At 70.5% G+C, this 13,669-nt stretch carries 12 protein-coding genes and 1 pseudogene; 4 read left to right on the top strand and 9 right to left on the bottom strand.

Going from position 1 to position 13,669, the window contains the following annotated elements:
- The first annotated feature begins 159 nt into the window (after positions 1-159).
- Positions 160-840, top strand: coding sequence for a M23 family metallopeptidase (locus Q0Z83_RS32235; RefSeq protein ID WP_317787004.1), 681 nt, complete (start codon positions 160-162; stop codon positions 838-840).
- A 54-nt stretch (positions 841-894) separates the two neighbouring features.
- On the opposite strand, the pseudogene Q0Z83_RS32230 reads toward Q0Z83_RS32235, so the two are convergent.
- A pseudogene (locus tag Q0Z83_RS32230) lies at positions 895-1,677 on the bottom strand (crotonase/enoyl-CoA hydratase family protein); the annotation flags it as partial.
- Positions 1,678-1,736: 59 nt separating this feature from the next.
- Between Q0Z83_RS32230 and Q0Z83_RS32225 the strand changes: the two are divergent.
- Positions 1,737-3,317 (top strand): acyl-CoA synthetase, encoded by a 1,581-nt coding sequence (locus Q0Z83_RS32225; protein WP_317787003.1) that lies wholly within the window; start codon positions 1,737-1,739, stop codon positions 3,315-3,317.
- Complete coding sequence (locus Q0Z83_RS32220) at positions 3,307-4,392, top strand: NAD(P)H-dependent flavin oxidoreductase (RefSeq protein ID WP_317787002.1); 1,086 nt, start codon at positions 3,307-3,309, stop codon at positions 4,390-4,392. The genes Q0Z83_RS32225 and Q0Z83_RS32220 overlap by 11 nt, the downstream gene beginning before the upstream one ends.
- Here the strand turns inward: Q0Z83_RS32220 and Q0Z83_RS32215 are convergent.
- From Q0Z83_RS32215 to Q0Z83_RS32205, 3 genes are read right to left on the bottom strand one after another with little or no spacing between them, the layout of a single operon-like run.
- Positions 4,389-5,204: a helix-turn-helix domain-containing protein gene (locus tag Q0Z83_RS32215; RefSeq protein WP_317787001.1), complete on the bottom strand. Its 816-nt coding sequence runs from the start codon at positions 5,202-5,204 to the stop codon at positions 4,389-4,391. The two genes, Q0Z83_RS32220 and Q0Z83_RS32215, sit on opposite strands and share 4 nt — an antisense overlap.
- A 10-nt stretch (positions 5,205-5,214) precedes the next feature.
- Positions 5,215-6,051: an alpha/beta fold hydrolase gene (locus Q0Z83_RS32210; protein WP_317787000.1), complete on the bottom strand. Its 837-nt coding sequence runs from the start codon at positions 6,049-6,051 to the stop codon at positions 5,215-5,217.
- A 45-nt stretch (positions 6,052-6,096) separates the two neighbouring features.
- The gene (locus Q0Z83_RS32205; RefSeq protein ID WP_317786999.1) at positions 6,097-6,669 is read right to left on the bottom strand and encodes a TIGR03086 family metal-binding protein; all 573 of its coding nucleotides are present in this window, start codon (positions 6,667-6,669) and stop codon (positions 6,097-6,099) included.
- Between the two features lie 95 nt (positions 6,670-6,764).
- Between Q0Z83_RS32205 and Q0Z83_RS32200 the strand changes: the two genes are divergently transcribed.
- The gene (locus Q0Z83_RS32200) at positions 6,765-7,496 is read left to right on the top strand and encodes a hypothetical protein (RefSeq protein ID WP_317786998.1); all 732 of its coding nucleotides are present in this window, start codon (positions 6,765-6,767) and stop codon (positions 7,494-7,496) included.
- On the opposite strand, the gene Q0Z83_RS32195 is transcribed toward Q0Z83_RS32200, so the two are convergent.
- From Q0Z83_RS32195 to Q0Z83_RS32175, 5 genes are all read right to left on the bottom strand, one after another.
- Complete coding sequence (locus tag Q0Z83_RS32195) at positions 7,462-9,345, bottom strand: ABC transporter ATP-binding protein (protein WP_378079136.1); 1,884 nt, start codon at positions 9,343-9,345, stop codon at positions 7,462-7,464. The genes Q0Z83_RS32200 and Q0Z83_RS32195 overlap by 35 nt on opposite strands.
- 101 nt (positions 9,346-9,446) lie before the next feature.
- On the bottom strand, positions 9,447-10,202 hold the full coding sequence (locus Q0Z83_RS32190; RefSeq protein WP_317786996.1) for a tRNA(His) guanylyltransferase Thg1 family protein: 756 nt from the start codon (positions 10,200-10,202) through the stop codon (positions 9,447-9,449).
- A gap of 232 nt (positions 10,203-10,434) precedes the next feature.
- A complete protein-coding gene (locus tag Q0Z83_RS32185; RefSeq protein ID WP_317786995.1) occupies positions 10,435-11,439 on the bottom strand; it encodes a polysaccharide deacetylase family protein in 1,005 nt (334 codons plus the stop codon).
- A 341-nt stretch (positions 11,440-11,780) separates the two neighbouring features.
- On the bottom strand, positions 11,781-12,908 hold the full coding sequence (locus tag Q0Z83_RS32180; RefSeq protein WP_317786994.1) for a sulfotransferase family protein: 1,128 nt from the start codon (positions 12,906-12,908) through the stop codon (positions 11,781-11,783).
- Entirely contained in the window at positions 12,905-13,666 is a 762-nt protein-coding gene (locus tag Q0Z83_RS32175; RefSeq protein WP_317786993.1) for an SDR family oxidoreductase, read from the bottom strand. Before Q0Z83_RS32175 ends, Q0Z83_RS32180 begins: the two co-directional genes overlap by 4 nt.
- Between the last annotated feature and the right edge of the window lie 3 nt (positions 13,667-13,669).

The raw sequence follows: 13,669 nt of genomic DNA, 5'->3' as shown, positions 1-13,669 counted from the left end.
GTCGCGACGGCCGGGTTCCGGGAACGGGCGCCGCCGGCTCGACGAGGAGTCACCGACCCGCGACGATCGGCCGATCATGCGAACCGCCGGGCGAGAGATAGCTGACAGCGGCCGGTTTCGGGACAGCGCGGCGGGTGTCTCGACGCCTATGGTGGCGCGATGAAAATCCATCCCTACCTGGCCGGGCTCGCCGCCCTCGCCTGCTTGGCCGGTTGTTCCGGCGAGCCGGTGGCGGCGCCCGCGGACCGGCAGCCGGCTCCGGCCGCCGCCGTGGCCGCGCCGGCCGAGCAAGCGGTGACGACCGATCTGGAACTGGTCGCGGCCGCAGCCAAGACCAAGTACGTCTTCCCGGTCAAGGCGTCGAACGTCTCGTACCACAAGACCCATTCCGGCTACCCGGCGACGGACATCTTCGCCGCCTGCGGCAAGCCGTTCCTGGCCACCACCAACGGTGTGGTGCTCGAGGTCAGCCGGGTCGACAAGTACAAGAAGGGCAAGCCGGACGGGCCGTACAACGGTGGCAAGTTCGTCTCCATCCTCGGTGACGACGGCGTCCGCTACTACGGCTCGCACCTGAGCGTGGTCGGCACGGGCATCAAGAAGGGCGTCCGGGTCAAGGCCGGTCAGCAGGTCGGCAAGGTCGGCAAGACCGGCAACTCGAGCGGCGTCTGCCACGTGCACTACGGCATCTCCCCGGCCTGCAAGAAGACCGGCGACTGGAAGGTCCGCCGCGGTGTCGTGTGGCCCGCGTCCTACCTCACCTCGTGGCGCAAGGGCGGGGCCAAGAGCCCGGCCGCCGCGGTGAAGGCGTGGAACACCAAGCACAAGTGCAAGGCCTGATCTGACCGGTGGCCCGTGCGCCGGAGCCGATCCGGCGCATGGGTGGCCGTACCGTCAAAGGCCCTTGAACTGGGGTTTTCTCTTCTCGATGAAGGCTTGCGGGCCCTCTTTCGCGTCGTCCGAGGTGAAGACCCGCATGCCGATGCGGGATTCGACGGCGAACGCGTCGTTCTCGGCCAGGCCCTCGGTCTCGCGGATGGTGCGCAGGATCGCCTGGACGGCGAGCGGGCCGTTCGCGGCGATCGTCCCGGCTATCTCCAGCGCCTTGGTGAGCGCCTGGCCGTCGGGGACGACGTGGCCGATCAACCCCATGTCGAGAGCCTCGGCGGCGGTGATGTGGCGGCCGGTGAGCAGGAGTTCCGCGGCGACCGTGTAGGGGAGCTGGCGCGGCAGGCGGACCGCTGAACCGCCCAGCGGGAACAGGCCCCAGCGCGCCTCGGAGACACCGAACCGCGCGCTCTCACCGGCGACGCGCACGTCGGTGGCCTGCAGGATCTCGGTGCCACCGGCGACAGCCGGGCCCTCGACCGCGGCGATCAGCGGTTTCGTCAGGCGGCGGCCCTTGAGCAGGGCGTCGATGCGGGACAGGTCGACGCCGCCGTTGCGGAAGCCGTCGCCCGGATGGTCGCCGGTCATCGCACGCAGGTCGGCGCCGGCGCAGAACGCGCCGCCCGCTCCGGTGAGGATCGCGACCCGGATGTCCGGGTCGGCGTCGACGCGGTCCCAGGCGTCGCGCATCACGGCCATCATCTCGGCGGAGAGGGCGTTGCGGACCCGGGGTCGGTTCATCGTGACGATCAGGATCGGTCCGCGCTGTTCGACGAGAGCGTCCACCCGGTTCTCCTCCTTCTGTACAACCCTTGCCTCGGAACGATAACAGGTTCTACTTTGCGTTGATGGCGGCCAATATTGCGGACCTTTTCGAGCACGCGGTCGACGCCTTCGGAGATCGCGTCGCGGTGGCCTGCGGCGAGCGTGAGATCACCTACGCGGAGCTGGAGGAGACCTCCAACCGATTGGCCCATTTCCTGCAAAGTCGAGGAGTGGGCAAGGGCGCCCACGTCGGGCTGTACGCGGGCAACTCGATCGAGGCCGTAGTGGCCATGATCGCCGTGTACAAGCTCCGTGCCGTGGTCGTCAACGTCAACTATCGTTACGTCGAGAACGAGTTACAGTATCTCTTTTCGGACGCTTCCCTGGTCGCGCTGATCCACGACCGTCGGTTCTCGCCGCGGGTGAAAGCGGTGGCGACCGATATGCGGGCGATCGTGGCGCTCCCCGACGGTGACCTGTCCGATTTCTCGGATATCTCGTATGGGGATGCGCTCGCCGCCGGATCGGCCGAGCGCGACTTCGAGGAGCGGTCCGGCGACGACATCTACCTGCTCTACACCGGTGGCACCACCGGCTACCCCAAGGGCGTGATCTGGCGACACGAGGACGTCTGGCGGGTCCTCGGCGGCGGCATCGACTTCATGACCGGTGTCCCCCTCGACGACGAGTGGGCGCAGAGCACCCGCACGGGTATGCCGCCGATGACCAGGTTCTGCCTGGCCCCGCTCATCCACGGCAACGCGCAGTGGGCCGCCCTGGCCGCCCTCTTCGCCGGTGACACCGTCGTGTTCCTGCCGCACTTCGACGCCGACGAGGTGTGGCGCACCATCGAACGTCGCAAGGTCAACGTGGTGGTCCTGATCGGCGACGCGATGGCCCGGCCGATCATCGAGGCCTACCTGGCCGGCGACTACGACGGATCGTCGCTGGTGGCGGTCTCGTCCAGCGCGGCGCTGTTCTCCCCGTCGGTGAAACGGCAGTACCTGCAGGCGCTGCCGGACGTCATGGTCACCGACGCGGTCGGCTCCTCGGAGACCGGGTTCGCCGGAATCGGGATCGTCGCCGACGTCGACGGCGGCGCGGTCGACGGCCCCCGCGTCATGCCCGGCCCGGACACCATCGTCATCGACGAGTACGGCCGTCGCGCCGAACCCGGAGTGATCGGCCGACTGGCCCGCGGCGGGCACGTGCCACTCGGCTACTACAAGGACCCGGACAAGACCGCCGCCCTGCTCACCGAAGTCGACGGCGTCCGGTACGCGATCCCCGGCGACCTGGCCCGGCTCGAGGACGACGGCACGATCACCCTGCTCGGACGCGGAAACACGTGCATCAACACGGGTGGTGAGAAGGTGTTCCCGGAAGAGGTCGAAGGCGCCCTCAAAGCACACCCCGACGTGTTCGACGCGCTCGTCATCGGGGCCGCCGACGACCGGCTCGGCCAGCGGGTCGTCGCCCTCGTCCAGCCGCGCCCCTCCGCCGCCCTGGACCTCGGCGAGCTCGACACCCACGTACGCCGGCGGATCGCCGGCTACAAGGCGCCCCGCGGCGTCTGGCTGGTCGACCGGATCAACCGGACCATCAGCGGCAAGGCCGACTACCGCTGGGCCCACTCCTACGTGAAGGAACACGATGCGGACTGATCTCTGCGAAGTCCTCGGAGTCGAACACCCGATCGTCGGCTTCAGCCCGTCCGAACACGTCGTCGCGGCGATCAGCCGGGCCGGTGGGCTCGGTGTGCTCGGCTGCGTGCGGTTCAACGACGCCGACGAACTCGACGCCGTCCTCACCTGGCTCGACCAGAACACCGGCGGGCGGCCGTACGGCGTCGACGTGGTGATGCCCGGTCACGAACCCACCGAAGGCGCAGTCACCGACCTCACCCGACTGATCCCCTCCGGACATCGTGACTTCGTCGAACAGACCCTGCTCCGGCTCGGCGTGCCGCCACTGGAGGCCGCGTCGAGCCGGCCCGGCGTCCTCGGCTGGCTGCACTCGGTAGCCCGAAGCCATGTCGAGGTCGCCCTCCGGCACCCGGTCCGGCTGATCGCCAACGCGCTCGGCCCGCCACCGGCCGACGTCATCGCCCAGGCCCACTCGCGCGGCCTGCTGGTCGCCGCGCTCGCCGGCCGGGCCGATCACGCCCGCAGTCACGTCGCCGGTGGGGTCGACATCGTGGTCGCCCAAGGTTACGAGGCCGGCGGGCACACCGGGGAGATCGGCGGCATGGTCCTCATCCCGGAGATCGTCGACGCCGTCGACGTCCCCGTCCTGGCCGCCGGCGGGATCGGCAGCGGACGGCAGATCGCCGCCGCCCTCGCCCTCGGCGCGCGCGGCGTGTGGATGGGCTCGGTGTGGCTCGGCACCAGCGAATACCGCAGCAGCCCCGGCCTGCGGGAAGCACTCCTGCGGGCCACGTCCAGCGACACCGTCCGCAGCCGCATCTACTCGGGCAAGCCCGCCCGCCTGCTGCGCAACCGCTGGACCGAGGCGTGGGCGGCCGAGGACGCACCGGCAGCGCTGCCGATGCCACTGCAGAACCTGCTGGTCTCCGAAGCCCACGACCGCCTGATGGCCTCCGACGACCCGACGGTGGTCCCCATGCCGGTCGGCCAGATCGTCGGCCGGATGAACGAGGTCCGCCCGGTAGCCGAAGTCCTCACCGACCTGGTGACCGAAGCCGACGAGACCCTTTCCAAGATCCAAAAACTTCTCTAGGGGTACGGCCGGGGGCGCGTGTGGTCCGGCCACGCTCTGTCGTCGATGGCCAGCCATGGTGTGGTGGCCAGGGCGGTCGGGGTCAAACCGGTGAACTCCCTCGCCTCACGATGCAGGTGTGACTGGTCCGCGTAACCGCTGTCGGCCGCCGCCGAGGCCGCCGGTCGGCCCGCCGCGAGCAGGTGCGCCGCGTGATCGAAGCGGGCCAGGCGGGCGGCGACCTTGGGGGTGACACCGACCTGGGCCCGGAACCGGGACCACAACCGCTGGCGGCTCCACCCCACCTCGTCGGCCAGCTCGGCGACCCGGAGGCCGCCCCGGCCGGTGACCGTTCGTGCCCAGGCGTGTGCGACCTCCGGATCGGCGGACCGGCGGGGCGCCAGGAGCGCGGCCGCCATCGCGAACCGTTCGTCCCAGGAGCGGGCGGCGCGCAATCCGGCCTCGATGCGCTCGGTTTGCCGACCCCAGATCTCGTCGAGCGGCACCACAGAGTTGCTGAGCTCGGCGAACCCGCCGAACAGGCCGGTGCCGACGGCCGGGTCGAGGCGGATCTGCAGGCACTCGACGCGGGCCCAGCCGGAGGCGTGGATCCGTCCGGGGAGGAGCCCCGCCGCGACGCTGCCGTGTCGCCGGCCGTCGGGAGTGTCGTAGCCGGCGCCGTCGCCGCCGCTCAGATCGATCAGCAGGGTGACCGACGGGTGCGCGACCATCGTGACATCCCAGAGGGCGGGGGATCGCTGCCGGAACCCGGCCATGCTGACGCCCGGCAGCCGGAAGCGTGGCACCGCTATGTCCACCTCGGACCACCGCACGACGACGATTCTAATCCGCGCTGAGCAGCAGTTCGGCTGTCGAGGCCGGGTCTTCGAGCATCGGCAGGTGGCCGACACCCGGCAGCAGTTCCACCCGGGATGTCGGGTAGCGGTGCGCGGACGACGGCGCCCAGCGCGGATCCGCCGCCCCGAAGATCACCAGCGCCGTTCGGCCGAGCGCGGCCAAGCGGTCTGGGATCCCGCGTTCGGCCAGGTAGTCGGTGTTGGCCCGGAGCACCGCCGACATGCTGCGGTAGGTGATCCCCCGCAATTCGGCGACCATCGCGTCCGGAATCGACACCGGTCGGAGGGCGACCGCGGAGGCGGGCGCGGAGGAGGTGGCCGCGGCCGGACGGGAGGTGCGGGAGGACGGGTGGGCGCAGGTGGCGAGGATCGCCCTGCGGATCAGGCTGTCGGTGCGGGCCCGCCACAGCAGCGGGCCGAACACCGGGCCCAGCAGGAGGCGCAGGATCAAAGGCTGGGGGCGGAACGCGGCGAGGTCCGGCCCGGTGCTGATCAGCGCGAGCGAACCGACCAGTTCCGGCCGTGACTCGGCGAGGGCCGTGGCCACGTACCCGCCGCTGGAGTGTCCGGCCACGGTGACCGAACGCAGCCCGAGCCCGTCGAGCACCCCGGCCACTCGGGCGGCCTGGCCGGGCACGTCGTAGGACGACACGGGCGGCGACTGCCCGCAACCGGGCAGGTCGACCCGGATGACGTGCCGGTGGGCGGCGAGCGCCGGGACCACCGGTTCCCACGTGGCGCTCCCCGCACCCGAGCCGTGCACGAGCAGCAGGGGCGGCGCCGCCGACGGCCCGTCCCGGATCACATGAATGCCATGTCTCATACCGGTACGGTGCTCTGGCCGTACCCCCGAGGTCTTGAAGGAATGTCAGTCCGAAGCGGACCAGGACGGATCGCGTCCGATGAAGCCGATCAGGCGGGTCTGCGGGTCGGCTCCGGCGGGAACCGGGACGGCCGGACCGTACTGCCCGGAGGCCCGCAGCATCTCGTCCATCGGTTCCATACCGGCGACCAGCGTCGCGCACATCTCGGTCTCCAGGGTCTCGTCCTGGCCGGTGGCGCGGGCCAGGTCCCAGGTGTGCATGAACACGTCGGTGGTGTAGAAGCGGTCGATCGCCTGGTCGAGCGGCATCGTCCCGAGATGCGGGTTGGTGAGCTCGCGGTCGCCGGGTTCGTCGAGGAGGGCCTGGACCGCGGTGGCGTGCACCTGCCAGGCCTGGACCGGGTCGGCGTCGACGCCGGGTCCGGCGGGCAGGGTCACGGCGGCACCCGAGGAGAGGAAGCCCGGGAGCCATTCGACGAGGTGGCGGACCACATCCCGGGCGGTCCAGCCGGCGACCGGCGCGGGTGCGTCCCAGTCTTCGGTGCCCTCGACGCGGGCGGTGAATCCGGCGGCGATCCGGCGGTGGCGTTCGGCGGCGGTCAGGTCGGCCAGCGACATCGGCGGCATCCTTTCATGGCTGTTTAAACTCCTGAGTTTAAAGCATGAACCTCTTCCGTGTCGTGCTGAGGCGACATAAGCGGTAAAATGCGGACATGTTGAGGCGCTTGCTGGTCGTGGTTGCCGCACTGCTGCTGATCGGAGCGGGAGCCGGGCCCGCGGCCGCGGCCGGAGCCGGCATTCCGGACGAGGCCCCGCTCCGACACGCCGCGGCCGGTGCCGGGGTTTCGGATGAGGCTCTGTTCCGACGCGCCGCGGCCGGTGCCGGTGTCTGGGATGAGGCCCGGCTTCAGCTCGCCGCGGCCGGTGCCGGCATTCCGGATGAGGCTCGGCTTCGAGCCGGCATTCCGGATGAGGCTCTGCTCCAGGCCGCGGACCTCGGCGGGGTCACGCCGCGCGCGGCCGACGCCGACGACTGGCCGCAGCTGCGCCCGCCCCGGCCGTGCGACGCGACCGTGCCCGAACCGACCGCCGACCGGGCCGTCGGCGCCGTCATCGACGTCGACCAGGCGCCAGAGTCGATCATGGAGTATCTGGCGCTTCACCAGAACCCCGACCGTTACCTGCGCAAACTTCGCAAGGCGGCGCGGAACTGCCCGGACTGGCGGATCGAGCGGGACCGCGCGGACGGGCTGACCCTGCGCTGGACCCGGAGATGGGACCACGTCGGCGAGGCGATCACCCACCACACGTACGTGGCGGTGGCCCGCACCGGCCGGGCCGTCGTCGTGGTCGCCGACACCGGTTGGGAGACCTCCGACGGCGACCCGGCCGTCGCCGAGCGCCTGCTGGTCAGTGCGGTGCGGCGGGCGTCGACGATTCGCTGAACTGGGTGCGGTACAGCTCCTCGTAACGGCCGCCGACAGCGAGCAACTCGGGATGGGTGCCGCGCTCGACGACCCGCCCGTCCTCGACCACGAGGATCTGGTCGGCCGCCCGGACCGTCGACAGCCGGTGTGCGATCACCACCGCGGTACGCCCGTTCAACGCCTCACCCAACGCGGCCTGCACCGCCTGTTCCGACGTCGAGTCGAGATGGGCGGTCGCCTCGTCGAGCACCACCACCCGTGGCCGGGCGAGCAGCAGGCGAGCGATGGTGAGCCGCTGCCGTTCCCCACCGGACAGCCGGTAGCCACGTTCGCCGATGACCGTGTCCAGCCCGTCCGGCAGTGACTCGATCAGGTCGGCGACGTGGGCGCGGCGCAGCACGTCCCACAAGTCGTCCTCGGTGGCGTCCGGCCGGGCCAGGAGCAGGTTGGCGCGGACCGACTCGTGGAACAGGTGCCCGTCCTGGGTGACCATGCCGAGGGTCTGCCGCAGCGAGGCCGCACTCAGGTCGCGCACGTCGACCCCGCCCAGCCGGACCGCGCCCTCGCCCGCGTCGTACAGCCGGGGCAGCAGGCTCGCCATCGTCGACTTGCCCGCGCCGGACGACCCGACCAGAGCCACCATCTGCCCCGGAGCCGCGGTGAACGACACGCCGTGCAGCACCTCCTCACCACCCCTGGTGTCGAGCGTCGCCACCTCCTCCAGCGAGGCGAGGGACACCTTGTCGGCGGCCGGATAGGCGAACCGCACGTCGTCGAACTCCACCGACACCGGCCCCTCCGGCACCTGCTGAGCGTCCGCCTTCTCCTCGATCAGCGGCTTCAGGTCGAGCACCTCGAACACCCGCTCGAAGCTGACCAGCGCGCTCATCACCTCGACCCGGGCGCTCGCCAGGCTGGTCAACGGCGCATACAGCCTGGTCAGCAGGATCGCCAGGGACACCACCGCGCCCGGATCCATCCGGCCCTGCAACGCGTAGAACCCGCCCAGCCCGTAGACCAGCGCGATCGCGACCGCCGACACGCTGGTCAGCGCGGTCAGGAACGTCCACTGGGCCATCGCGGTGCGGACCCCGATGTCGCGCACCCGACGGGCCCGCGCGGCGAACTCGGCCGACTCGGCGGCCGGATTCCCGTACAGCTTGACGAGTGTCGCGCCGGGCGCCGAGAAACGCTCGGTCATCTGCGTGTTCATCGCCGCGTCGTGCTCGGCCGCCTCTCGCTGCAGCCCGGCCAGCCGCCCGCCCATCCGCCGCGCCGGCAGCACGAACACCGGCAGCAGCAACAGCGCCAGCACGGTGATCTGCCAGGAGATCCCGATCATCACGATCAGCGTCAGGATCAGCGCCACCAGGTTGCCGACCACCCCGGACAGCGTGTCACTGAACGCCCGCTGCGCCCCGATCACATCGTTGTTGAGGCGGCTGACCAGCGCACCTGTCCGGGTGCGGGTGAAGAACGCGACGGGCATCCGCTGCACGTGATCGAACACCCGGGTGCGCAACTCCAGGATCAGCCCCTCACCGATCCGCGCCGACAGCCATCGCTGCACCAGCCCCAGCCCGGCCTCGGACAGTGCGATCACCGCGATCGCCACCGCGAGGGTGATCACCAGCCGCACCTCCCGAGCCTCGACGATCGCGTCGACCACCTGCCCGGCCAGCACCGGCGTCGCCACCGCAAGCACCGCGGTGACGACACTGAGCAGCAGGAACGCCGCCAGTATCCGGCGTTGTGGCCGGGCCAGCGCCAGAATGCGCTTGAGCGTCGCCCGCGAGAACGGCCGCTTGTCATCCTGCTGATTCATGGCGTGCCACATCGAATTCCAGGCCGCGACTTCCATACTCATAGCCCCGAAGGTGCCACCTGACCCGAGGTTCAGGTCAAGCCCTTTCCGGCGGTACGGCCACCCTGACCCCGACCGCGGCCACCCGGCTCGCCCGGTGAAGATCAGCGGTGCTGCGGGATCCGGGGCAGCAGGGTCGGAACGGCGAAGTGCGGCGCGTCCTCGGGTTGCCACCACGTTCGTCGGGCGGTCGTCGTCTGTTCCGTGTCGGTTCGGCGGTCGGTGTAGGTGAACTCCTTCTCCCCGGTCGCCTTCACGATCTGGCGGCCCCGTTTGATGCCGGCCGGGTAGTCGTTCCAGTTGATGCCGGCCTCGGACCAGAGGAGTTCCTGCAGTCCGCCGGAGTGGACGCCCTGGAGTCGGCGGTGTGGGAAGTTGGCCTGGGCGGCCATCGCGATCGAGTTGCGGACGGCGTCTCGCTGGCGCCAGATGAAGTAGTTCGCCACGTCGACCGGGTCGGCGATGGTGAAGACCCGGGCGTCGAAGGTGGCCGGGCGGCCGGGGCGGCGGGTGCACAGGGTCGCGGTGGCCAGTGCGGCCACTGTGGACACGATCTTCTGGACCTCGCCGCCGAACCACGGTTGGGTGTTGCGGCCGCCGAAGTCGCAGAGCAGCAGGCTGATCTCGTCGGACTGGGTGTAGGCGAAGACCGTCCCGGCGACCTGTTCGCAGAGTTGCCGGGCGATGTGGTCCATGTCGGCGATGAAGTCCAGGTCGAACGGTTTGACCGAGTCGCGCAGATAGGTGTGGAAGGCCCGACCGTCGACGCGGATCAGCGTGTAGGTGCGCGGCGGCAGAACGGTCCGGGTGACCCGTTCATAGGTCTTCATCCGGTTGCCGAGGGAGTCGTCGACGGGCATCCGGCGAGCCTGGCATGCCCGCCGCGAGGCCGAAAGCGGATAACGAGGACACCGGCGAGGCGGCGGAAGGCGGGGCGCGGGGAGGCGGGTGACGAACGGCGGGCAGCGGGGAGCGGGTGAGGAACGGCGGGGTGGGGTGGCGAAAGGGCGCGGCGGGAGAAAGGCGCGGCGCGGCGGCCGGGGATGGGCCGCCGCGCCGCTATTCGGGGAACGGGGATCGTGGTGGGGTGGGTCAGGTGGCCGTGCAGGAGACGCTCGGCCAGTTCCAGTTGCCGTTGGGCTGCACGGTCAGGCCGAAGTTGTTGCCGCTGCCGTTCGGTTTGGCGACCATCTGCTGGGCCGAGGGCCAGGTGGCCGTGGTGTTCCAGGTGTTGATGACCTTGGCGGGAGACGGCAGGTTGAGGGTCACGGTCCAGTTGGCGGAGCCGGTGACGGCGACGTTCAGGTTGTAACGGTCGCCCCACGACTGCCCGGCGGAGAGCGTTGCGGTGCAGGTAGCGCTCCCGCCGCCACCGCCACCTCCACCGGAACCGTCGGGGGCGACCGCCCGTCCCGTGGCCGGCGAGATCATGCCGGCGCACAGGCCGCGTGAGGCCAGGCCCTGGGCGATGCGCGGGATGGCGGCGACCGTGTTGGCCGGCCAGTCGTGCATCAGGATGACCTGGCCGTTGGTGAGCCGGGCCGCGGCGGCGACGATCGCGTCGGTACTGGCGTTGTTCCAGTCGGCCGAGTCGACGTCCCAGATGATCTCGGTGAGCCCGTATCGCTGCTCGACCGACCGCAGCGTGGAGTTGGTCTCGCCGTAGGGCGGGCGGAACAGTTTCGGCGTGCCGCCGCCGGCCGCCGAGATCGCGGACTGGGTACGGGAGATCTCCGAGTCCATGTTGGCCTGGCTGAGCTGGGTCATGTGCGGGTGGGTGTAGCTGTGGTTGGCGACCCACATGCCGGCGTCGACCTGGGCCCGGACGAGCGACGGGTTGGCCGCGGCGTACTGCCCCTGGTTGAACATGGTGGCCCGCAGCCCGTTGTTGCGCAGTGCCGCCAGCAGGTTGGAGGTGTTGCCGGCGGTCGGCCCGTCGTCGAAGGTCAGGCCGACGTAGCCGTTGCAGGCGGCGGCCCGGGACGGTGTGGCGGCCGGGTCGGCGAGCACGAGTCCGACGGCGGCGAGCCCGGCGGTCACTGCGACGGCCATGAACCGCCGCCACGTGGTGGGACCGGCGATGGGAATTCTCGACATGGCATTTCGTCCTTCGGGGGAGACGAGCGGAGCGGGAGAGACGAACGGAGTGGGAGAGACGAACGGAGTGGGGGAGACGAACGGAGTGGGGAAGACGAGCGGAGCGGGGAGACGAGCGGAGTGGGGGAGGCGAGCGGGGGGCGACCGAGGAAAGCGAATCGACGGACAGCGATTCCTCTCGCCAGCGAGTATTAGGTCGCCCGCGCCACAGTGTCAACAACTTCCGGAAACATACCGGAAGCAATATCGGGGACGGATCATGCGAAAGACGTGCTAGATAACGTTTCAATGGCACAACGAAGAAGGTTGTCCGAAAATGTTACGGACCACAATCTCGAAACTTACGAAAGCCCGTCGAACGCCTGATCCACGTCCGCCGGGGTGAGCCCGAAGGCGGCCAGATCGTAGGTGTGCGCGGGTTTGGGCGTACCCCGGAGAATCGCCTCGCGCACCGCGATCCGGGCCGGACCGCTCAACCGCGACCCCAGCCTCTCGTAGATCATCTCGATGGTGCCCATCGGATCGCCGGCCAGATCGGCGTGGCGCACGTCGATGAACCGCGACGGATCGTGCCGGGCGCGGTCGGCGCGGAAGCGCCGCAGCCCGCGCGACCAGAGCGAGAGTTGCGCCTGCCCGACGACGGGCCCGGCGAAGACCGTCGACCAGCCGGCCGACGCGCGTTCGTTGAGGCTGCACACCGACGCGATCACGGTGCCGGGTTCGCGGTGTGTCTGGATCACGACGGCGTCCGGGTAGGCCGCGAACAGGGCGTCCAGCGCGAACAGGTGGCTCGGGTTCTTCAGCACCCACCGCCGGTCCTGGTCGTGCAGGCCGATGAGCTGCAGGTTGCGGCGGTGCCGGGCGTAGGCGGCGGTCCAGTCGTGGGCATCGAGCCAGGCCGAATAGCCCGGAATGTGCGCGGTGCATTCGAACGACACCGACGTCATCGACTGGCAGAGCAGCCGCCAACACTCCTCGACCTGTTCCGGTCCCATGTGGTGCACCCCGGCGAAGTCGACGCTCCGATACGCGTCGCGCAGCGCGAGGAAGACCGGGTGCGACTCCCACTCGGCGCGCGGTGGGCGCGGCTGCGGGATCTCGGTCAGCCACAGTTCCGGGCCCTGATGCGCGGGGTCGGCGGTGAGCAGCCGGTGCAGTGCGGTGGTGCCGGTGCGCGGCAGGCCGGTGACGAACACCGGCCGCTCGATCCGCACCGCCGTGTGCCGCGGAAACTCCCGCCAGGCGGCTTCGGCGAGCAGGCGCGAGACCAGAGCGCCGCGCAACAGGCCGCGGGTCCGCTTACTGCCCGCGGGGGTCAGACCCGCTTCCTGGGCGTACGACCGGAGTAGCACCCGCAGCCCGTCGGCGTAGTCGTCACCGCCCCCGAAGTCGTCCAGCCCGGTGAGCCGGCTCGCCGACGCGTGCAGGTCGTCGAAGCCACCGACATCGGTCCGCGCGGAGGTCGTCAATGGTGGAACTCCCCGCAGTTCACGTCGAGGCAGGCGCCGGTGATGCCGCGTGCCATGTCCGAGGCGAGGAACAGGATGGCGTCGGCGATCTCGTCGGGTTCGGGCAGCCGCCGCAGGTCGGTGGTCGCGGCGACCTCGTCGTAGATCTGCCGCGCCGGCACCCCGCGCTGCACCCCCTGGAACTCGAACCACCCACGCAACTGGTCGGCCCAGATCCAGCCCGGGGCGACCGAGTTCACCCGTACCCCCTTGGGTCCGAGCTCGCTCGCGAGATTCTGCGTCGCCGCGAGAAGCGCGGCCTTGGTCAGCCTGTAGGGCCCGAAGGGCCGTCGGGAGTGCCGCAGCACCGCCGAGTTGACCACCACGATCGCGCCCCGCGACTCGATCAGGGCCGGCGTGACATGTCTGATCGTGCGCAGCGCGGCGAGCACGTTGACCTCGAACGACGTCCCCACGTCGGCCAGATCCACTTTGCCGAGACTCTGCATCGGCGGCATTGCGAACGCGTTGTGCACGAGCGCGTCGATCCGCCCGAACCGTTGCACGGCGGCGTCGACCAGCCGTTGCACGGCGGCGTCGTCGGTCAGATCGGTGGGCACCGCGAGCCCGCCGGTCTTCCCGGCGAGATCATTCAAGATCTCCGGGGTACGGGCGGCGAGCACCACCGAGGCGCCCTGCCCGGCGGCCCGCGCCGCGACCGATGCGCCCAGCCCCGGCCCCACTCCGGCGACGATCACCACCTTGCCGTCGAGCAGCATCGG

This window comes from Actinoplanes sichuanensis (assembly GCF_033097365.1).
Lineage (GTDB): Bacteria > Actinomycetota > Actinomycetes > Mycobacteriales > Micromonosporaceae > Actinoplanes > Actinoplanes sichuanensis.
This window is presented reverse-complemented; position numbering and strand designations above follow the sequence as displayed.